Origin of the sequence: Bacillus sp. AR4-2, assembly GCF_008274865.1 — a bacterium.
GTDB lineage: Bacteria > Bacillota > Bacilli > Bacillales > Bacillaceae_G > Bacillus_A > Bacillus_A cereus.
Genome location: NZ_CP031062.1, coordinates 1,867,003 through 1,885,605 on the forward strand (window position 1 = coordinate 1,867,003; position 18,603 = coordinate 1,885,605).

Here is an 18,603-nt window from a genome sequence, read left to right on the forward strand (position 1 = left end):
ATATGAACTGAATTGGAGGATGGCATATGTACCAGGCTTATTATGAAAGCGAATTAGGTTTGCTTGAAATTACAGCGAATCAAGAAGGAATTACGTCTGTTATATTTGTTGATGAACGACAAGAAGAAAATAAAAATGAAATGATAGAACAATGTATAAATGAGTTAGATGAATATTTTAAAGGGAAAAGAAAAGAGTTTACGGTCCCGCTGTCTGCGGAGGGAACAGCATTTCAAAAAAATGTATGGGATGCACTTTATACTATTCCATACGGCGTAAGTGCTTCATATTTAGATATTGCAGAGAAAGTTGGAAATATAAAAGCTGTACGGGCAATAGGAGGGGCAAATAGTCGGAATCCAATTTCAATAATTGTTCCATGTCACCGTGTAATAGGAAAGAGTGGAAAGCTTGTTGGATATGCTGGTGGTTTATGGAGGAAAGAGTGGTTATTAAAACACGAAGGTATTTTGAAATGACGTATGGATGGGAAGAGGGATTGTTTTGAAATGTATAAATTGTGGGCAACCTTGCGAGGAGGAACAGTTAAATTGTGCAAGTTGTCAGCGAAACTTGGATAATGAACAAGAGGAAGGTAGCTCGTTAATAGATAAAGAACTGGAAGTATATGTAGGGAGACAATATCCGTATTACAAAAGGAAATGGGATCTTGAGAATAAGCGGATTGCTAGGTGGAGCTGGAATGGTTGGGCTGCTATTTTCAATATAGGCTGGCTAGGATATCGTAAGTATTATGTACCAGCTGCTTTATTTATGTTGTTATTAGTAGCGTGTGATGCATTTTCGTATTATATGGGATTTAATGTAGCGTTGCCAATCATTAATATGGTGCCTCTAACGTTTTTATTACTCATTTTTATTCTGTTTGGAATGGGGATTTTTGCAAATGGATTATACTATCAATTTGCGGAAAGACGTATATACCGAATAAAAGCAAGAGAAATAAAAGATAAATCAGTTGAAAACTATCTAATCAATGATAGCGGCGGAACGAGCAAAATGGGAGCGACAATTGTTACTATTTTAGCAGTTGCTAGCATATTTTTTAGTCATTTCTTTTTTCCGACTGATCGAGACGTTATTCAAAAGGTTCGTACAAGCTCGCTTTATGAATATCCTTTCTTTTCAATAGGTGAATCTTTCGAAAATTATTTTCAAAATTCAGGTTGGATATATTATCGTGGAACGGAAGGGTTAGAATTAGTAGAATTCCAAGGATATAACACCGGAACGCCAAGACAAAAGGTGAAGATTCAATTTGTTGTCGATTATAAATTAGGTGAAGTGGAACCATACTCACTTATGGTTAATGGTGAATCTAAAACTGAAGAAGAGTTTTTGAAGCTGATGGAAGAAATATTTAAAGTTCAAAATCCATTTGATATAGAGGATGGATTACAAGTAAATGCTATTCAAGAAAGCGGCTGGAAAGAAATTTCCGATCGCTTTTTTCTATGTTTGTTAAAATAAATATTTAAAATAATCAGAATCTTTTGTATAATGAAATATATTATATAGGATTTAACTTATACATATAGATTGGGGGAAGGAAGAATGAAGAGAAAGACAACAACAATTGCTGCACTTGCGTTAACGACAAGTGTATTGGTTGCAGGATGTGGGAATGGTGAGAAGGCTTCGACAACGAAGAAAGAATCGAATAAGGGAATGGCCGATAAACAAGTTTTAAATTTGCTAGAAACAGCTGAAATTCCTTCAATGGATACATCTAAATCAACGGATTCTGTATCTTTCCGTGTATTTGTAAATGCAATGGAAGGTTTATATCGTCTAGATAAAGATAATAAACCAACACCAGGTATGGCAAAAGATGTGAAGATTAGTGAAGATAAAAAGACATATACATTTGAATTACGTGATGCGAAATGGTCAAATGGTGATCCAGTTCGAGCACAAGATTTTGTATATGCATGGCAACGTACATTAGATAAAGCATTAGCGGCAGAATATGCATTCATTTTATTTGATGTGAAAAATGCACAGAAAGTAAATAAAGGTGAATTACCAGTAGATCAATTGGGTGTTAAAGCGAAGGATGATAAAACGTTGGTAGTAGAATTAGAGCAACCAGCACCTTATTTTCTTGAGCTTACGTCGTTCCCTACATTTTTCCCATTAAATGAAAAATATGTGAAAGAGCAAGGAGATAAATACGGATTAGAAGCAGATAAATTAGTATATAATGGACCATTTACAATGAGTCAATGGAAACATGAACAAAATTATCAGTTGAAGAAAAATCCTAATTATTGGGATAAAGATACTGTAAAATTAGACGAAATTAATGTAAGTATTGTGAAGGAAACAAGCACGGGAGTAAATTTATATGATAGTGATCAAGCAGATCGAGTTATTTTAACTTCTGAATTTGTTGATAAATATAAAAAGAATAAGCCAGATGAATTTAAAACGAAGTTAGATCCACGCATATATTTCTTACGTTTTAACCAAAAAAATGCAACATTTAAAAACCAAAAAGTACGTGAAGCAATTGATTTAGCATACGATAAAAAAGGAATTGCTGATGTCATTTTAAATGACGGTTCATTGCCAGCATATTTCTTAGTACCTGAAAAATTCACGACAGGTCCGGATGGAAAAGATTTCCGCTCTGTAAATAAAAACTTCCGTGATAGTAAAGATAATGCAGAGAAAGCAAAAAAATTATGGGAAGAAGCGAAGAAAGAGCTTGGTCAAGATACAATTACGGTTGAATTACTAAACGATGATAACGGTAGCCGGAAAAAAGTAGGCGACTTTATTAAGGAAGAACTAGAGAAAAACTTGCCTGGTATTAAAGTAAATTTGAAACAGCAACCATACAAGCAGAAGCTAGATTTAGAAAAGAAATTCCAATACGAATTCTCATTATCTGCATGGAGCCCTGATTATCCGGATCCAATGACTTATATTGATATGTTTGTTACTGGAAGCTCATTTAATGAAATGGATTATTCTAATCCGAAGTATGATGATTTAGTAGCGAAATCAAAAGGAGAGCTATTAAAAGATGATAAAGCACGCTGGAATGCACTTGCGGAAGCTGAAAAAATCTTAATTGGTCAAGACGCAGCAATTTCTCCTACGTACCAACAAAGTACAGCTTATTTAGAGAAGCCGTTTGTAAAAGGCATTGCTAACCATACGTTTGGCGGGGACTTCAGTTATAAATGGGCATATATTACAAAAAAATAGTATAATGAAAGGTGAGTGAATTTTCGCTCATCTTTTATTTGTATAAGGAGGAATTATAGTTGTTAAGGGGAATCAATCATATTTGTTTTTCGGTATCTAATTTAGAAAACTCTATTATGTTTTATGAAAAAGTATTAGAAGGAGAATTATTAGTTAAAGGAAGAAAATTGGCTTATTTTAACATATGTGGAGTATGGATAGCGCTTAATGAAGAGACGCATATTTCGAGAAATGAGATTCATCAATCTTATACGCACATTGCATTTTCTGTTGAACAAGAAGACTTTAAATGTCTAATACAGCGATTAGAAGAAAATGATGTTCATATTTTACAAGGAAGAGAACGTGATGTAAGAGATTGCGAATCTATATACTTTGTTGATCCTGACGGTCATAAATTTGAGTTTCACTCAGGGACACTGCAAGACCGTTTAAATTATTATAGAGATGAGAAACCTCATATGACATTTTATTAGGGAGGGATAGCATTTGCATGCACTTGTAATTGGTGGAACAGGAATGCTAAAGAAAGTTTCTATGTGGTTTTGTGAGAAAGGATTTTATGTTTCTATTATCGGGCGAGATGAAGTGAAATTAGAAAATGTTAAGCGAATGAGTTCTGCACCAGAAAATATTACATGCCTTTCGTTAGATTATCATAATGATGAAGATGTAAAGCTAGCTATTAAAAGTACAATTGAGAAAAATGGCCCAATCACATTAGTTGTTGCATGGGTACACACAAGTGCAAAGCATGTACTATCAAATATTTGTAAAGAACTAGATTTGTCGTCTAAAACATATAGTTTATTTCATATTTTAGGTAGTAAAGCATCACGTATGCCTGCACAAAAAATAGGGAGTACGCGATGTATTTATCATAGAATTATTTTAGGTTTTATTTTAGAAGATACATATGGAAGATGGCTTACTCATGAAGAGATAGCTGATGGAGTTATAAAAGGGATTGAAAGTAAACGAGCGGAGTGGATTGTAGGGAGAGTTGAACCGTGGGAATTACGACCAACATGGTGAGGGGGAGTAAGAAATGAAAACAACTATATATGTAACAAGGCATGGTGAAACAGAGTGGAATGTAGCGAAGCGAATGCAGGGACGGAAAAATTCTGCTTTAACTGAAAATGGTATAGTTCAGGCGAAACAATTAGGGAATCGAATGAAAGATTTACCAATCCATGCGATCTATAGTAGTCCGAGCGAAAGAACACTTCATACGGCAGAGTTAATAAAGGGGGAACGTGATATACCCATTATAGCGGATGAGCATTTCTATGAAATCAACATGGGTATATGGGAAGGACAAACAATCGCGGATATAGAAAACCAATTTCCAGAAGAAGTGCATCTGTTTTGGAATGAGCCACATCTTTTTCAGTCAACATCAGGCGAAAATTTTGAGGCCGTTTATGAAAGAGTAATTGAAGGGATGCAGCTTCTTTTAGAGAAGCATAAAGGACAAAACATATTGATTGTTTCTCATGCGGCAGCAGCAAAATTACTTGTAGGGCATTTCGCGGGAATTGAAATAGAAAATGTGTGGGATGATCCATTTATGCATAGTGCCAGTTTGAGCATAATAGAATTTGAAGAGGGTATTGGTAAAGTGAAACAATTTGCAGATATAAGTCACTTTCAATAAATGTAAAAAAGGCCGCAAAACGGCCTTTTTTGGGTGGTATAAAAACTAGCAGTTACGTTTTTTATACCAGAAGTGATCGAATTTCTTATTTTTGCAAGATGGGAATTTATGTCCGCCTTTGCAATCATTCCATTTGTGTCCGCTATCGTGACAGTCTTTACCATGATCACATGAATCATCGCAAGAGTGACCGTGTCTGTTAGGGAAGAATTCGCATTTTTTACAGAAACTTCGTTTTGTCCAGAAAAATTTCTTTTCAAAGCGTATGCATTTTGTAATGAATGTACAATGTTTTCTGCGAGTACGTTTTGTAACTAATACGCATTCTTTTCTACGCGTTACTTTCGTAACGAACGTCCATTTTTGAACACGTACACGTGTACATTTCGTAACAAATGTCCATTTTTTTACGTGCGTACATTTTGTAACGAACGTACAATGTTTCACGCGAGTACATCTTGTTCTTGGACATTTACCCCCAGTTGTACATTTACATCCAGTTGTACAATGATGATGAGTGAATTTATCATCATCGCATTCAAAAGTACTTGGATCTTGGTGTAAGAAATCCTCCATCCCAGCACTTTTGATTTCTTCAACAGCTTTTCTAATATCACGTTTCATAGAAATCCTCCTTATCATGTATTAAAGTGAAAAGGTATTCTTTTTCCTTAACATGATATGTATGTAGGCATCTTTCTGAACAGGACAAGAGTGTAATTTTATATAAATAGATGATTGCGGATGTATGGACAAGACAAGGCGCATACATTGAATGAAGAGAACTGAGAAGGGATGAGAAAACATGCTGCCTTCATATGATTTTTTTGTTCATCCAATGTACTTAGTGGAATTGAAAAAGGACATTTGGTCAGATAGTCCAGTGCCAGCAAAATTAACTTATGGAAAAAAGAAGTATGATATTGATATCGTATACCGAGGAGCTCATATTCGCGAATTTGAGAAAAAGTCTTATCATGTTATGTTTTATAAGCCTAAAAAATTTCAAGGTGCGAAAGAGTTTCATTTGAATTCGGAGTTTATGGATCCGTCTCTCATACGAAATAAATTATCTTTAGATTTTTTTCATGATATTGGTGTACTTTCGCCAAAATCACAACATGTATTTATAAAAATTAATGGTCAAATTCAAGGTGTGTATTTACAGTTAGAATCGGTTGATGAAAATTTTTTGAAAAATAGAGGATTACCGAGTGGTTCTATTTATTATGCGATAGATGATGATGCGAATTTTTCATTAATGAGTGAACGAGATAAAGATGTTAAGACAGAGCTCTTTGCGGGTTATGAATTTAAATATTCGAATAAAAATAGTGAAGAACAACTGAGTGAATTTGTATTTCAAGCGAATACTTTGACGAGGGAAGCCTATGAAAAAGAAATTGGGAAGTTTCTACATGTAGATAAATATTTACGATGGTTAGCAGGAGTTATTTTTACGCAAAACTTTGATGGTTTCGTTCATAACTATGCACTATATCATAACGATGAAACAAATTTATTTGAAGTTATACCGTGGGATTATGATGCGACTTGGGGGCGAGATGTACAAGGGAGACCACTTAATCATGAATATATTCGCATTCAAGGGTATAATACGTTAAGTGCAAGATTGCTAGACATACCTGTATTTAGAAAGCAGTATCGAAGTATTTTGGAAGAAATATTAGAAAATCAATTCACAGTTTCGTTTATGAGGCCGAAAGTAGAAGGGTTGTGTGAATTGATTCGCCCATATTTACTACAAGATCCATACATGAAAGAAAAATTAGAAACATTTGATCAAGAGGCTGATATGATTTATGAATATATAAATAAAAGAAGAAAGTATATACAAGACCACTTACATGAATTAGATTAATTTTGAAAGAGATTGAAACGTTATCAATCTCTTTTTTTTGTATAATAAAGATGTATCAATAAAAATGAAGTAATATATTTGATAGAGAATGGGGATGCGGATATATGACGATTAAATGGATTGATTGGGTAAAACAAATACAATCTATAGCTCAAGCGGGTTTAACGTATTCTAAGGATGTGTATGATATTGAGCGTTTCCAGCAATTACGAGATATTTCTATTTCAATGATGTCACATTACACGAAAACAGATTGGGAAGTCGTAGAGAAATTATTTGCACGTGAGACAGGCTATCAAACACCTAAAGTTGATATAAGAGCGGTTGTTTTTCAAAATGAAAAGTTATTATTTGTGAAAGAAAAAAGCGATGGGAAATGGGCATTGCCAGGTGGATGGGCTGATGTCGGTTATACGCCAACCGAAGTTGCAGCAAAAGAGGTTTTCGAAGAGACTGGTTATGAGGTAGATCATTTTAAGTTACTAGCTATATTTGATAAAGAAAAACATCAACCCTCTCCATCGGCGACGCATGTATATAAGATTTTCATTGGATGCGAGATTATTGGTGGAGAAAAGAAAACTAGTATTGAAACAGAAGAGGTGGAGTTTTTTGGTGAAAATGAATTGCCTAATTTATCAATTGCTAGAAATACAGAAGACCAAATTAAAGAGATGTTTGCCTACATGAAGGACCCGCAGAAAGAGAAATTAATAGATTAATCCTGCTTGAATTGTACATATTGTTAAAATGAAGATATTGGCAGATTGCAGCCTTTATGTAATAATGGGATGGTATGTGAAGAAAAAAGGAGATAAAAAAGAACATGTTAGCAAACATAATAGATCAGTTATTGCAATTTTTTGCAAGCTTAGGTTACTTTGGAGTAGCTCTTGCTTTAATGATTGAAGTAATCCCGAGTGAAATTGTACTTTCGTATGCTGGCTTTTTAGTAGCGAATGGTAAAATTAGTTTTGTGGGTGCAGTTATCGCCGGAACGATTGGTGGTACTTTAGCGCAAATCTTTTTATACTGGCTTGGATATTACGGAGGGCGTCCGGTTGTAGAGAAATATGGGAAATATCTACTTATTAATAAACATCATTTAGACATAGCGGAAGGTTGGTTTAAGCGTTATGGAGCAGGCGTAATATTTTCTGCGCGCTTTATCCCAGTAGTACGTCATGCGATCTCTATTCCAGCAGGGCTAGCTAAGATGCCATTAAAACTATTTACACTTTATACGGTTGTAGCGATCATTCCATGGTCAATTCTATTTATATACTTAGGTGAAAAACTTGGTGGGAATTGGCGACAAATTAAAGAGTATGCATCTGATTACACACATTACATAATTATAGGAGCTGTTCTTTTTATTGCTCTATACTTTGGTTTAAAGTATTTCAAAAAGAAAAAAGCAGCGCGTTAAAGTCAATGATTTTTCATTGGCTTTTTTTGTTTGTTTCGGTTCTAAAGAAAAGGAGTTGTCCATAATGTGTAATAATAAAGCGTAGCGGAGGAATGTGATGAAAGGGTCACCGTTTATACGTGGAACGATATTTTTAACGATGGCAACGATGATATCAAAAATGTTAGGGTTTATATATGTTATACCATTTACAGCGATGGTCGGTACGAGTGGTTACGTTCTATACACATATGCATATCGTCCTTATACCATCATGCTCAGTATAGCAACAATGGGATTACCGCTAGCTGTTTCAAAGATGGTATCAAAATATGATCAACTGAATGATTATCATACGGTTAAGAGAGTGTTGAAAAGTGGAATCGTGTTTATGTTTATAATGGGAGTCATTTCGTGTTTTACGTTATATATGCTAGCTCCGCATTTAGCTAAACTTGTCATCGATGGGAATGATCAAACGGGGAATAGTGTAGGAGCGGTTACTACTAATATTCGAATTGTAAGTTTTGCGTTAATACTTGTGCCAGTAATGAGTTTATTAAGGGGCTTCTTTCAAGGATTCCAATCGATGGGGCCTTCTGCATTAAGTGTAGTTGTAGAGCAATTTTTTCGGGTTTTAACCATTTTAATAGGAAGCTTTGTCGTTTTATATGTTTTAAAAGCTTCTGTTTCGCTAGCAGTTGGTATTTCAACGTTCGGTGCATTTATGGGAGCTGTAGGTGGATTAACTGTTTTAAGTGCGTATTATATAAGAAGGAGAAGGCACTTAAAGAAAAAAGAGATGGAAAGTATACCACAAACAACGAAATCTTTTTTCTCATTGTATAAGGAGCTCTTTACATATTCTATTCCTTTTGTTGTGGTGGGCTTAGCAATTCCGTTGTATCAGACGATTGATACATTTACAATTAATAAACTACTTATACAAATAGGGTATATGCAAGGAGAAGCGGAAAAAATTAATGCGATAATTGGTCTTGTTCAAATGGTTGTGCTTATCCCGGTATCCGTTGCGACAGCTTTTAGTATGTCTCTCGTACCAGAGATGACGAAAGCTTACACAGCAGGAAATACCAAGCTATTGTACAAACATTTTACGAGAACAAATGTATTAGTAGTAGCAATTACGGTACCGGCGGCAATTGGAATGATGGTGTTAGCCAAACCTGTATATACTCTTTTATTCGGTGCTGGAAATGATCCAGAGATGGGGAGAATCATTTTACAGTATTATGCTCCTGCTTGCATACTATTTTCTCTTTTTACAGTAACGGCTGCTATGCTACAAGGAATCAATCAACAGCAGAAGACGGTGCTAGGACTAGTGATTGGAATTATTGTGAAGATAGTTTTAAATATTGTATTGCTTCCGTATTTCGATTATGTAAGTTTTATCATTTCAACATACGCGGGCTATACGATTTCAGTCGGGTTTAACTTGTGGATGCTTTCTAAATATGTTATAAAGGCAACATAAGCTTTTAAGGCAGAGAGCACTCTGTCTTTTTCTATGTTTATCCCGCTTTAACGGGCAGTGAGACCCTCACCTCAAAATTCAGCGAAAAAAAGAAGTTTGGTTGGGGGCGGATAACCCGTAAAAGCCCGATTTGTAAGGGCTAATAATTGGTGAGGATGAAGCCCCCCACTGATTAAAGTTTCACTTTATAATATTTTTCTTATAAAAACGTTTTCAAAATAATTTTTCTATTGAAATTTAAACGTATGTTTCATATGCTGAGAATGGCGGTTTAAAAACTGTGATTTAAGAGAGGTAGATTCCTACATGTAAAAAGAATCGGGGTGATAGTATGTTAAATATATATTTAACAGACCGAAACGGAAAACTACAAGAGATTGAGGAAATGCAAAAGGGGTGCTGGATTAATGTACTTCATCCAACAGAAGAAGAAATTCAATATCTAGTACAAACTTTAAATGTAGACTTAGATTTCATTAAAGACCCTTTGGATGATGAAGAACGCTCTCGTATTGAAAAGGAAGACAATAATACTTTAATTATCGTGGATATTCCGACAGTTAGACATGATGAAGAAGGAAATTCGATTTATGACACGATTCCAATAGGTATGATTGTGATGCCGGATTGTTTTGTTACAATCTGCTTAGAAGAGAATCCAATTTTTGAACGTTTTATTAATCAACGTATTAAAGAATTTTATACGTTTAAGAAGACGCGCTTTGCACTTCAGCTCTTATATACGATTTCTACTTATTATTTAAGATACTTAAAGCAAATAAATCGAAAAACAATTGATTTAGAGCATCAATTAAATCAGTCAATGAAAAATAAAGAGATTTTCACATTGTTAGGCCTTGAGAAAAGTTTAGTATACTTTACAACGTCATTAAAGGCTAATAAAATTGTAATTCAAAAGTTAATGCGTAATAGTACATTTTTAAAAATGTATGAAGACGATCAAGATTTATTAGAAGATGTATTAATTGAAAATAAACAGGCTATTGAAATGGCGGAAATATATAGTCACATTTTAAGTGGAATGATGAATACTTTTAGCTCCGTTATATCAAATAATTTAAATAGTGTTATGAAACTGTTAACGTCAATTACGATCATTTTATCTTTACCGACGATGGTTTCTAGTTTCTTTGGAATGAACGTAAAGGTTCCGTTTGAAGGGGAAGCCCACGGTTTTGTAATTGTACTCATCATATGTGTAACACTATCTTTCACGTTAGCTTTTGTTTTTTGGAAGAAACGTTACTTTTAACGATAAGAAAGCTGCTCTAGCATAGTTATATAACTACGCTAGAGCAGCTTTTTTGCTATGAAATCTCAAATTTTGAATAGAATATAACTTGTACAATGTAATGTATATAAAGGGTATGTATGCCATATAAACCTTGTTCAATTAATGAAATGGGGTTAAAATTACATATTGTTAATGAAAAGTTGGAGGAAATACATCATGGAATTGTTTCAATTACCGAAAGCATTCCTGCAAATGAATACAATTTTTATCTCCATATTGATCGAAGCACTTCCTTTCGTGCTCATTGGTGTATTTATTTCAGGATTCATTCAAATGTTCGTGACAGAAGATATGGTGGCAAAATGGATGCCGAAGAACCGATTTCTGTCTGTTTTATTAGCTACTTTTTTAGGTATGTTGTTTCCAGGTTGTGAATGTGGAATTGTTCCGATTGTAAGACGATTAATTGGAAAAGGCGTTCCACCATACGCAGGGATTGCATTTATGTTAACTGGACCTATTATTAATCCAGTTGTATTATTTGCTACTTATGTTGCCTTTGGGAGTAGTATGCACATGGTATGGTATCGTTCTATTGTAGCGATTATCGTAGCCATTATCGTTGGAATTATATTATCCTTTATGTTTAAAGAACATCAATTAAGAGATGATCACTTCCCAGAAGTGAATAATAAGCGTCCACTGCGTAAAAAAATGTGGGATGTATGTACACACGCTGTTGAGGAATTCTTCTCAATGGGAAAATATTTAGTACTAGGTGCGTTAATTGCAGCAGCGGTACAAACGTTTGTACAAACTTCAACACTTCTTGCTATTGGACAAGGTCCGTTTTCTTCATCAGCTGTTATGATGGGACTTGCTTATATATTATCACTTTGTTCAGAGGCAGATGCATTTATCGCTTCTTCGTTCCAAAGTACGTTTTCAACAGCTTCACTTGTCGCGTTCCTCGTTTACGGACCGATGGTGGATATTAAAAATATGTTTATGATGCTTGCGACATTTAAAACTAAATTTGTAATTGTTGTTATAGTTACAGTTACTCTTGTTGTTTATGCAAGCTCACTACTCATTTATGCGATGGGGTGGTAGGTTATGTTTCGAGCATATATATTATTAGGTTTTACAATATTAATTGCGCAGCTTCATATTTCCGGTAACATTACGAAGTATATCAATATGAAGTATGCCTATTTATCAACAACAGCAGCAATTATTTTAGGTTTCTTAACGATTATACAAATTATCGTCGTTTTCCAAAAAGAGCACCAAAAGGAAAAAGAGAAAAATGATTGCAGTTGTGACCATAGCCATTGCGGGCATGATCATTCAAAAGATGAGAATACATGGTGGAAAAAAGCATTTTCGTACTCCTTGTTTTGTTTTCCAATTATCTCAGGGTTATTTTTCCCAATTGCGACGTTAGATTCGGATATTGTTAAAGCGAAAGGATTTCACTTTCCTGTTGCACAAGCAGAAAGTAAGGATCCATTTATGACAAGACAATTTCTAAGACCTGATACGAGCATTTATTACGGGAAAGAAGGATACCGTGGTGTAATGGAAAAAGGGAAGAAAGAGTTTGTTACGAAAGACAATATTAATTTGAAAGATGAAGACTTCCTAAAGGGTATGGAAACAATTTATAATTATCCTGGCGAGTTTACTGGGAAAAAATTATCTTTTAAAGGGTTTGTTTTTAGGGATGATTCTTCTAAAAAAGAACAATACTTCTTATTCCGTTTCGGTATTATACATTGCGTAGCAGATTCTGGTGTGTATGGTATGTTAGTGAAAAAGCCAGAAGGCGTAGAGTGGAATAATGATGACTGGATTCAAGTAGAAGGAGAGATAACTACTGAGTTTTATCAGCCGTTTCATGCGAATATTCCTGTATTAGAAGTAACAAAATGGAATAAAGTTGAACAGCCGAAAGAACAATATGTATTTAGAGGAGCCGATTGATAAAATCGGTTCTTTTTTGTGGACTAAAAGTTCTGAATGTTGTTAATATTAAACGTGTAGTTCATTTAGTATAGTGATTATTGAAATATTAGGGATAAATCATTAAAGGGGTGATAACAATGACAGAAGTAAAGGGGAAAACAGCCAATGAGTCAAGGGTGTTCAAAACGAGCCGAGTATTCCCAACAGATTTAAATGATCATAATACGCTATTTGGTGGGAAGATATTAGCGGAGATGGATATGGTTGCTTCTATTTCAGCATCCAGACATTCGAGAAAGGAATGTGTCACAGCATCTATGGACTGGGTCGATTTCTTACATCCTGTTCGTTCTTCAGATTGTGTTAGTTATGAATCTTTCGTAATTTGGACGGGAAGAACTTCGATGGAAGTGTTTGTGAAGGTAGTAGCTGAAGATTTAATTTCAGGTGAGAAGCGTATAGCGGCAACGTCATTCGTTACTTTTGTGGCACTTAGTAAGGAAAATAATCCAGTTCCAGTACCGCGTGTTATCCCTGAAACAGAAGAAGAGAAAGAATTACATCGTATTGCTGTGTTACGTGCAGAACAGCGTCATATACGTAAGGCAGAGAGTAAGAAAGTAGCCACATTGTTAACCTTTTGAGATGAATATTTAGCCATTTAAGTTACTATAGCAGTCGGAAATGGTTTTAAAATGAAAAGCGGACACCTAAAAATAGGTGTCCGCTTTTATAGTTTTTTCATCCACATATCATATGACAGTAGCTACTTAGCAGAAGCAAGCAGCACCGACGATGATTAAGAGGATAAATAATACGACTAATAGCGCAAATCCATTACCATGTGCGAAGCCCATTGTTATTTCCTCCTTTTATTTTAAGATACAACATACAATATGCAAATGAGCTATTGTTTGATATGGACATATATCATGCAATGACATATTTTCTTGAATGATAATGTAATAAAAAAGGGAAGATATAGAAATAACAGTAAGTGGAGAAAGGAATTTATCCATGAAGCACTTTTTCGCTATAATCCTTTGTTTAATAGGTGTATTCATTTGGATGAACATCGATGTGGAAATGGGGAAGGAAATGGCTAGTGAATATGAATTAGGACAAGTTCGATTAGGTGAATTTCAATTATATACGAACGGTGAAGAGTTATATAGAAAATTATTTGAGGATATAAACGATGCAGAAAAGTATATATATATCCATTTTTATATTGTAGGAAAAGATGAAATAAGCCAAGAGTTTTTACAGTTATTAGAGAAAAAAGCATCTAGCGGAGTAGAAGTGAAATTGTCAGTCGATCGGATAGGTGGATATAAGCTGAAGAAAAAGGTAATTAGCCGATTAAAGGAAAACGGTGTGAAGTTTACATTTAGTAAAAAACCGAAACTGAAAAATGTGTTCTATTCTTTGCATCAACGGAATCATAGACGTATTGTTACGATAGATGGAAAGGTATCATACGTCGGTGGTTTTAATATCGGAAAGGAGTACCTTGGACAAAATCCAAAGTTTGGGCCATGGCGTGATTATCACGTGCGCATCCATGGTGAGGGTGCAGCGGATATGGAAAGAAAGTTCGCCGAAGATTGGAAAGAAGATACAGGAGAAAAAATGCCTATACATGAAAGTATACCTACATTAGGGAATGTGAAATATCAATATTTATTTTCAAATGGAAAAGGCTTATGGGAAAAATATGGGGCACTTTTAAAAAAGGCTAAAAAGTCTTTAATTATCGCTACACCATATTTTGTACCAAGTAAAGAAATGGTGAAAGAGTTAAAAGCTGCATTAAATCGTGGTGTTAATGTGAAAATTCTCGTGCCATTTAAAAGTGATGCCATATTGTTAAAACAAGCTGCCTATCCATATTTGAAAGATATGTTACATGCTGGAGCGGAGATTTATCAATATCGAAATGGATTTTTTCATGGGAAAGTAACAATTATTGATGGAGAAATTGTTGATATTGGGACAGCGAATTTTGATAATAGAAGTTTTTATTTAAATTGTGAGTCTAACTGTATCATATATGATAAAACAGTTGTTGATGAAGTATGGAGTCGATTACAGGTAGACTTTCATAAATCAAAACGATTTTCTGAAGAAGATTTTGAGAAAATTAGTAGATGGGATTGGTTTTTAGCGAGAATAGCGAATGTTTTAGCATCATATTTATAGTATATGGACAAAAGAGAAGGGAGGCGCTTTAATGGACTGTATGAAAGAATTAATGAAATATAGTTATATGCTAATATACAAGGTTGGAGAGTATGCTGGAAAGGTCAGAGACGAAGAATTAAAAAATCTATTACAGCACCATTTACCATATATGTTACAAGCATATAATGAACAAGTAAATTTTCAAGAAGGAGAGAATGTGCAGCATATAACCTGTGAAACAATGGAGTTTGATTTGCATGAAATGGGAAAGGAAACAGTTAGTAAATATACAGGGGATATTCATATTGCAACCAGTTATATTGCGCATTTGAAACGATTAGCTTTAAAGTTTGCTCAAGTTGCAGTGGAAGTTGCTAACCCAGAGTTTCGCTCATTTTTGGAAAATTGTTTCCTGAAAATGAACCGTTACGCTTATAGTGTGTGGCAATATGTTATGAAGAAGGAATATAAGATTACACATCTATATGAAAATGAAAAGTTTGCATGAGAAACTAAGGCGAAATGGTATGCGCCTTAGTTTTTTTTACGTCTATTGAGAGAAAAAACTAGTTTTATTGTGTATCGATTGGAAATGAAATATATAAATTAAAATTAGGTTTTGTTATCGGAAAATTTACAAAAATTTACCGTATATTTACTGTTTTTCAATCTCTCCTTTAAAAATAGAGAGTAATATGAGGTTGTACATATTCTATCACAAGGAGGAAACGCAAATGAACAAATGGGTTAAATCATTAACTGCTATGGCACTTGCAAGTTCTTTATTAATGGTAGGTTGTAGTAAAGGTGAGGACAAGAAGAAAGAAGACGATACAACAACACAACAAGAGGACAAAAAGGATAAAGAAACAAGCGGAACCGAGAAGTCTACTGATTCTAAAGAAAAGAAATAAAGTAATAATAAAGCTTCCTCTTATATATGAGGAAGTTTTTTTGTTGTAAATTGACTGAGATTATTGAAAAATAGAAAGAGAATGAAAGAGGGGGAAAACAAATGAAAGTATGTATATTGGGAGCAACAGGACGAGTAGGTTCAAACATAATTAATTTAGCATTAAAGGATTCAGCTGAAGTGACTGCATTAGCGCGTGATTTAAATAGAATAGAAATACAACATGAAAGGTTAAGAGTGATAGAAGGGAATGTATTGAACGAAAATGATATAAAGAAAGCGATAGAAGGAAGTGATATAGTAATTAGTGCACTTGGAACGGATCAAAATGGAACATTAGCGAAGAGTATGCCACAAATTATAAAGAAAATGGAAGAAGATGGGGTTCGTAGGATCATAACAATAGGAACAGCTGGTATTTTACAAGCAAGAACAGATCTAAATTTATATCGTTTTCAATCAACGGAATCAAAAAGGAAAACGACAACGGCAGCGGAAGATCATTTGGCTGCATATAAGGTACTAAGTAATAGTAATAATTTATGTTGGACAGTTGTTTGTCCGACACATTTAATAGATGGTGAGGCGACAGAGGTATATCGAACTGAAAAAGATATATTGCCAGAGGGTGGATCAAAAATTACAGTGGGTGATACAGCACACTTTGCATGGGATCTATGTAAGAAAAATATATATGAAAATAGTCGAGTAGGTATTGCATATTAAAAAACCATCCCGAAGTCGGGATGGTTAAAAGATGATATAACACAAGAAGATGATAATCATAATGATTTGGAGAATTGCTTTCGCTACTGTACTGCTTAAAAAACCAACTACAGTAGCGACTCCAACTAGAAAAGCATCTTTTGGCGATTTTTTATGTACTAGTTCTGTTATAAATACTGATAAGAACGGTATGATAATAAGTCCGAATGGTGGGAAGAAGAACGAGCCGACAATGATAGAAATCATTCCGACACGTTCACCCCATTTAGAACTACCGTATTTTTTTAAGAAATATCCATTTGCAATAAAATCAGCAACGAAAATGAAAAGAGTGAAAATGACTTGAATAATCCAAAAAGAAGTTGTTAATTCGCCTCCATTTATACCGAAATGGTAAATCAAATATCCAGCCCAGACAGCTAGTATGCCAGGGATAATTGGATAAATAAAGGCGAGAAATGAAACAACGAAACAGGCAATGATACAAATTGTTAATAAAACAGTCACTTTATAGCTCCTTTTTAATATCTAGTTTATGTACAGCAACTTTTTTGACTTGATGTCCATCAAGTTCTAATACTTTAAATTGAAAACCAGCGTATTCAATGGAATAGCCAGCTTCAATATTTAAGTCAACTGCTTGAGAGAGAAGCCATCCTCCGATTGTATCTAAATCACTATCATCAATATGTAGGCCAAACATATCATTTACTTCAGAAATAAGCACCTTTCCATCTAAAACAGTAAGCTTAGGTGTACGCTTTTCAATCATAGGTGATTCATCAGCATCGAATTCATCTTGAATTTCTCCAATGATTTCTTCAAGAATATCTTCCATCGTTAAAAGTCCGGCAGTACCACCATATTCATCCATAACGATTGCCATCTGAACGCGATTTTTTTGAAGGTGGACTAACGTTTTACGAATTGGAACTGTTTCAAATACAGTTAGAACAGGATGTATATAAGATTCAAGTGGTTTATAAATACCTTTCGTTTGATCATGGAATACTTCTTTCGTATTGATTATCCCAATGATATCATCTTTATCTTTTTCAATGATTGGATAGCGTGTATATTTTTCAGTAGCGACGATATCCATATTTTCTTCTAACGTATTTTCAGTAGACAAGCAAATCATTTCGGTACGAGGAACCATAATTTCTTTCGCAACTCGATCATCAAATTCAAAAATGTTATTTACATATTTATATTCGGTTTGGTTTATTTCACCGCTTTTAAAACTTTCACCTAAAATGAGTCGCAATTCCTCTTCAGAATGAGCAAGTTCACTTTCCTTCGCAGGTTCTAATCCGAGTAGTTTTGTGAAAAATATAGCTGTACTATTGAGTAGCCAAATGAATGGATACATAATTTTATCAAATAAAATAAGCGGTCTTGCAAATTTGAGTGTGATTGCTTCTGCTTTTTGAATTGCGAAAGACTTTGGAACTAATTCACCTAATACAACGTGGAAAAATGTAATAACACTAAAAGCAATAACAAAAGATAAAGTGTTAGCCATTGTTCCAGTAATATTAATTTTTTCAAAGAGCGGTCGTAGTATATGTTCCACAGTCGGTTCACCAAGCCAACCAAGCCCTAAAGAAGTGATTGTAATTCCGAGCTGACAAGCTGATAAATAAACATCTAAATTAGATAGGACGCTTCTTGCAGCTAAAGCTTGTTTATTACCTTCATTTGCAAGTTGGTCAATTCGACTTTTTCGTACTTTTACAACAGCGAATTCTGATGCAACGAAAAAGCCAGAAATAAGAATAAGTACAAAGATGAGAAAAATATTTAATATGTCCAAGCGTGTTCTCCATTCCAAGGTCTGGAATAAAGATGTCACCTCCTGCAATTATGTTA

General features: G+C 34.4%; 22 protein-coding genes. 18 read left to right on the forward strand and 4 right to left on the reverse strand.

The features are described 5' to 3' along the window. The first annotated feature begins 26 nt into the window (after positions 1 to 26). The 6 genes from DN399_RS09715 (at position 27) to DN399_RS09740 (ending at position 4,897) form a co-directional block, all read left to right on the forward strand. Entirely contained in the window at positions 27 to 479 is a 453-nt protein-coding gene (locus DN399_RS09715) for a methylated-DNA--[protein]-cysteine S-methyltransferase (protein ID WP_000283907.1), read from the forward strand. Positions 480 to 486: 7 nt separating this feature from the next. After that, positions 487 to 1,491 carry a DUF2628 domain-containing protein gene (locus tag DN399_RS09720; RefSeq protein ID WP_002023926.1) on the forward strand — a complete coding sequence of 335 codons (1,005 nt, stop codon included), beginning with the start codon at positions 487 to 489 and terminating at the stop codon, positions 1,489 to 1,491. A gap of 84 nt (positions 1,492 to 1,575) precedes the next feature. Further along, positions 1,576 to 3,237, forward strand: a complete 1,662-nt coding sequence (locus tag DN399_RS09725) for a peptide ABC transporter substrate-binding protein (protein WP_149149521.1) — start codon at positions 1,576 to 1,578, stop codon at positions 3,235 to 3,237. Positions 3,238 to 3,296: 59 nt separating this feature from the next. Continuing rightward, positions 3,297 to 3,713, forward strand: coding sequence for a FosBx1 family fosfomycin resistance bacillithiol transferase (fosB, locus tag DN399_RS09730; protein WP_000943774.1), 417 nt, complete (start codon positions 3,297 to 3,299; stop codon positions 3,711 to 3,713). 13 nt (positions 3,714 to 3,726) lie between these two features. Beyond that, a complete protein-coding gene (locus tag DN399_RS09735; protein ID WP_000543106.1) occupies positions 3,727 to 4,272 on the forward strand; it encodes a short-chain dehydrogenase in 546 nt (181 codons plus the stop codon). A gap of 13 nt (positions 4,273 to 4,285) precedes the next feature. After that, positions 4,286 to 4,897: a phosphoserine phosphatase 1 gene (locus DN399_RS09740; protein WP_000858832.1), complete on the forward strand. Its 612-nt coding sequence runs from the start codon at positions 4,286 to 4,288 to the stop codon at positions 4,895 to 4,897. Between the two features lie 45 nt (positions 4,898 to 4,942). Here the strand turns inward: DN399_RS09740 and exsB are convergent, their stop codons facing one another. Next, positions 4,943 to 5,521 carry an exosporium protein ExsB gene (gene exsB / locus DN399_RS09745; RefSeq protein WP_000817498.1) on the reverse strand — a complete coding sequence of 193 codons (579 nt, stop codon included), beginning with the start codon at positions 5,519 to 5,521 and terminating at the stop codon, positions 4,943 to 4,945. A gap of 181 nt (positions 5,522 to 5,702) precedes the next feature. On the opposite strand from exsB, the gene cotH reads away from it, so the two are divergent. The 8 genes from cotH to DN399_RS09785 all read left to right on the forward strand — a co-directional run bounded on the left by cotH (position 5,703) and on the right by DN399_RS09785 (position 13,552). Beyond that, entirely contained in the window at positions 5,703 to 6,779 is a 1,077-nt protein-coding gene (gene cotH / locus DN399_RS09750) for a spore coat protein CotH (RefSeq protein WP_000938001.1), read from the forward strand. Positions 6,780 to 6,883: 104 nt separating this feature from the next. Beyond that, positions 6,884 to 7,501: an NUDIX hydrolase N-terminal domain-containing protein gene (locus DN399_RS09755; protein ID WP_000153583.1), complete on the forward strand. Its 618-nt coding sequence runs from the start codon at positions 6,884 to 6,886 to the stop codon at positions 7,499 to 7,501. Between the two features lie 104 nt (positions 7,502 to 7,605). Further along, positions 7,606 to 8,208 carry an undecaprenyl phosphate transporter UptA gene (gene uptA, locus DN399_RS09760; RefSeq protein ID WP_000880691.1) on the forward strand — a complete coding sequence of 201 codons (603 nt, stop codon included), beginning with the start codon at positions 7,606 to 7,608 and terminating at the stop codon, positions 8,206 to 8,208. Positions 8,209 to 8,305: 97 nt separating this feature from the next. Continuing rightward, the gene (locus tag DN399_RS09765) at positions 8,306 to 9,685 is read left to right on the forward strand and encodes a putative polysaccharide biosynthesis protein (protein WP_000678845.1); all 1,380 of its coding nucleotides are present in this window, start codon (positions 8,306 to 8,308) and stop codon (positions 9,683 to 9,685) included. A gap of 331 nt (positions 9,686 to 10,016) precedes the next feature. Further along, a complete protein-coding gene (locus DN399_RS09770) occupies positions 10,017 to 10,958 on the forward strand; it encodes a magnesium transporter CorA family protein (protein ID WP_000932389.1) in 942 nt (313 codons plus the stop codon). 198 nt (positions 10,959 to 11,156) lie between these two features. Further along, entirely contained in the window at positions 11,157 to 12,053 is an 897-nt protein-coding gene (locus DN399_RS09775; RefSeq protein WP_000418716.1) for a permease, read from the forward strand. A 3-nt stretch (positions 12,054 to 12,056) separates the two neighbouring features. Further along, a complete protein-coding gene (locus DN399_RS09780; protein WP_000488043.1) occupies positions 12,057 to 12,926 on the forward strand; it encodes a TIGR03943 family putative permease subunit in 870 nt (289 codons plus the stop codon). 119 nt (positions 12,927 to 13,045) lie between these two features. After that, complete coding sequence (locus DN399_RS09785) at positions 13,046 to 13,552, forward strand: acyl-CoA thioesterase (protein WP_000141164.1); 507 nt, start codon at positions 13,046 to 13,048, stop codon at positions 13,550 to 13,552. Between the two features lie 126 nt (positions 13,553 to 13,678). Here the strand turns inward: DN399_RS09785 and DN399_RS09790 are convergent, their stop codons facing one another. Further along, a complete protein-coding gene (locus DN399_RS09790; protein WP_000505094.1) occupies positions 13,679 to 13,765 on the reverse strand; it encodes a YjcZ family sporulation protein in 87 nt (28 codons plus the stop codon). 160 nt (positions 13,766 to 13,925) lie between these two features. On the opposite strand from DN399_RS09790, the gene cls reads away from it, so the two are divergent. The 4 genes from cls (at position 13,926) to DN399_RS09810 (ending at position 16,731) form a co-directional block, all read left to right on the forward strand. Then, on the forward strand, positions 13,926 to 15,110 hold the full coding sequence (gene cls, locus DN399_RS09795; RefSeq protein WP_002023919.1) for a cardiolipin synthase: 1,185 nt from the start codon (positions 13,926 to 13,928) through the stop codon (positions 15,108 to 15,110). A gap of 31 nt (positions 15,111 to 15,141) precedes the next feature. Continuing rightward, on the forward strand, positions 15,142 to 15,600 hold the full coding sequence (locus tag DN399_RS09800; RefSeq protein WP_000340527.1) for a spore coat protein: 459 nt from the start codon (positions 15,142 to 15,144) through the stop codon (positions 15,598 to 15,600). A gap of 226 nt (positions 15,601 to 15,826) precedes the next feature. Continuing rightward, positions 15,827 to 16,006 carry a hypothetical protein gene (locus tag DN399_RS09805; protein ID WP_001045960.1) on the forward strand — a complete coding sequence of 60 codons (180 nt, stop codon included), beginning with the start codon at positions 15,827 to 15,829 and terminating at the stop codon, positions 16,004 to 16,006. A gap of 101 nt (positions 16,007 to 16,107) precedes the next feature. Continuing rightward, positions 16,108 to 16,731 (forward strand): NAD(P)-dependent oxidoreductase, encoded by a 624-nt coding sequence (locus DN399_RS09810; RefSeq protein ID WP_000861645.1) that lies wholly within the window; start codon positions 16,108 to 16,110, stop codon positions 16,729 to 16,731. Positions 16,732 to 16,755: 24 nt separating this feature from the next. Here DN399_RS09810 and DN399_RS09815 read toward each other — a convergent pair whose 3' ends face one another. Beyond that, positions 16,756 to 17,238: a DUF456 domain-containing protein gene (locus tag DN399_RS09815; RefSeq protein ID WP_000217339.1), complete on the reverse strand. Its 483-nt coding sequence runs from the start codon at positions 17,236 to 17,238 to the stop codon at positions 16,756 to 16,758. Between the two features lies 1 nt (position 17,239). Further along, positions 17,240 to 18,547: a hemolysin family protein gene (locus tag DN399_RS09820; RefSeq protein WP_144608265.1), complete on the reverse strand. Its 1,308-nt coding sequence runs from the start codon at positions 18,545 to 18,547 to the stop codon at positions 17,240 to 17,242. Positions 18,548 to 18,603: the final 56 nt, after the last annotated feature.

What these genes read in the sequence shown, in the direction of transcription:
- DN399_RS09805 (WP_001045960.1), top strand. Translation starts at nt 15,827, where the DNA reads ATGAACAAATGGGTTAAATCATTAACTGCTATGGCACTTGCAAGTTCT.
- DN399_RS09785 (WP_000141164.1), top strand. Translation starts at nt 13,046, where the DNA reads ATGACAGAAGTAAAGGGGAAAACAGCCAATGAGTCAAGGGTGTTCAAA.
- DN399_RS09720 (WP_002023926.1), top strand. Translation starts at nt 487, where the DNA reads ATGGGAAGAGGGATTGTTTTGAAATGTATAAATTGTGGGCAACCTTGC.
- DN399_RS09715 (WP_000283907.1), top strand. Translation starts at nt 27, where the DNA reads ATGTACCAGGCTTATTATGAAAGCGAATTAGGTTTGCTTGAAATTACA.
- cotH (WP_000938001.1), top strand. Translation starts at nt 5,703, where the DNA reads ATGCTGCCTTCATATGATTTTTTTGTTCATCCAATGTACTTAGTGGAA.
- DN399_RS09800 (WP_000340527.1), top strand. Translation starts at nt 15,142, where the DNA reads ATGGACTGTATGAAAGAATTAATGAAATATAGTTATATGCTAATATAC.
- DN399_RS09770 (WP_000932389.1), top strand. Translation starts at nt 10,017, where the DNA reads ATGTTAAATATATATTTAACAGACCGAAACGGAAAACTACAAGAGATT.
- DN399_RS09765 (WP_000678845.1), top strand. Translation starts at nt 8,306, where the DNA reads ATGAAAGGGTCACCGTTTATACGTGGAACGATATTTTTAACGATGGCA.
- DN399_RS09725 (WP_149149521.1), top strand. Translation starts at nt 1,576, where the DNA reads ATGAAGAGAAAGACAACAACAATTGCTGCACTTGCGTTAACGACAAGT.
- uptA (WP_000880691.1), top strand. Translation starts at nt 7,606, where the DNA reads ATGTTAGCAAACATAATAGATCAGTTATTGCAATTTTTTGCAAGCTTA.
- DN399_RS09775 (WP_000418716.1), top strand. Translation starts at nt 11,157, where the DNA reads ATGGAATTGTTTCAATTACCGAAAGCATTCCTGCAAATGAATACAATT.
- DN399_RS09740 (WP_000858832.1), top strand. Translation starts at nt 4,286, where the DNA reads ATGAAAACAACTATATATGTAACAAGGCATGGTGAAACAGAGTGGAAT.
- cls (WP_002023919.1), top strand. Translation starts at nt 13,926, where the DNA reads ATGAAGCACTTTTTCGCTATAATCCTTTGTTTAATAGGTGTATTCATT.
- DN399_RS09810 (WP_000861645.1), top strand. Translation starts at nt 16,108, where the DNA reads ATGAAAGTATGTATATTGGGAGCAACAGGACGAGTAGGTTCAAACATA.
- DN399_RS09780 (WP_000488043.1), top strand. Translation starts at nt 12,057, where the DNA reads ATGTTTCGAGCATATATATTATTAGGTTTTACAATATTAATTGCGCAG.
- exsB (WP_000817498.1), bottom strand. Translation starts at nt 5,521, where the DNA reads ATGAAACGTGATATTAGAAAAGCTGTTGAAGAAATCAAAAGTGCTGGG.
- DN399_RS09790 (WP_000505094.1), bottom strand. Translation starts at nt 13,765, where the DNA reads ATGGGCTTCGCACATGGTAATGGATTTGCGCTATTAGTCGTATTATTT.
- DN399_RS09755 (WP_000153583.1), top strand. Translation starts at nt 6,884, where the DNA reads ATGACGATTAAATGGATTGATTGGGTAAAACAAATACAATCTATAGCT.